We start from the raw sequence: 650 nt of genomic DNA, 5'->3' as shown, positions 1-650 counted from the left end.
ACTGGGCCGCATTGGAGGCGCACCTAGTCTGGTGGATGCGCGAGATCGTCGACCGGCGCGTTCACGGCACGACGGGCGAGCCGCCGATCTACCGGTTCCGGCGCGAGGAGGCCTCAGCACTGCGCCCGCTCGATGGCCGGCCGCCCTTCCGTCAAGTGCGGGATCTGATGCGCCGGGTGCAGTCGGACTGCTGCATCGAGGTGGACACCAACGCGTACAGCGTGCCCTGGCGGCTGATCGGCGAGACGGTGCGCGCGGTAGTCGCCGGCGGCCGGATCAGCATCCCGCACGGCGACCAGGAGGTGGCGGTCCATCCCGAGTGCGCCGGCCGTCGTCAGCGGCTGATCGAGCCCGCGCACTTCAGCGGCATGTCACCGGTCTCGGGTCTCCTGCGCTCCGCCGCGCCGCGCGCGAGGCGCCGCAGCCAGCGGCGCTGCTCAGGCCCGCTTGCGGAGTACGAGCAGCTGGTCGGGGGAGGCTGGTGATGGTCGACCACGATGAGTTCCTCGACATGCTCAGCCGCGCCGAAGCGCTCCGCTGCGCGCGGGTTCCTCCTGTGGACTCCGAGGATGAGCCGAAACAAGCCATGACGAGGGGGGCCAGTTCTCCCTGACGACAAGGGTCCAGTTCCGAATGTCGCTTGATAGCTT

Annotated in this window: 1 pseudogene; it reads left to right on the top strand. The window is 69.7% G+C overall.

The window, feature by feature from the left end:
* Positions 1–485: pseudogene (locus tag FFK22_RS42090) on the top strand (IS21 family transposase); the annotation flags it as partial.
* Between the last annotated feature and the right edge of the window lie 165 nt (positions 486–650).

The sequence above is a fragment of the Mycobacterium sp. KBS0706 genome, assembly GCF_005938675.2.
GTDB lineage: Bacteria > Pseudomonadota > Alphaproteobacteria > DSM-16000 > Inquilinaceae > Inquilinus.
This window is presented reverse-complemented; position numbering and strand designations above follow the sequence as displayed.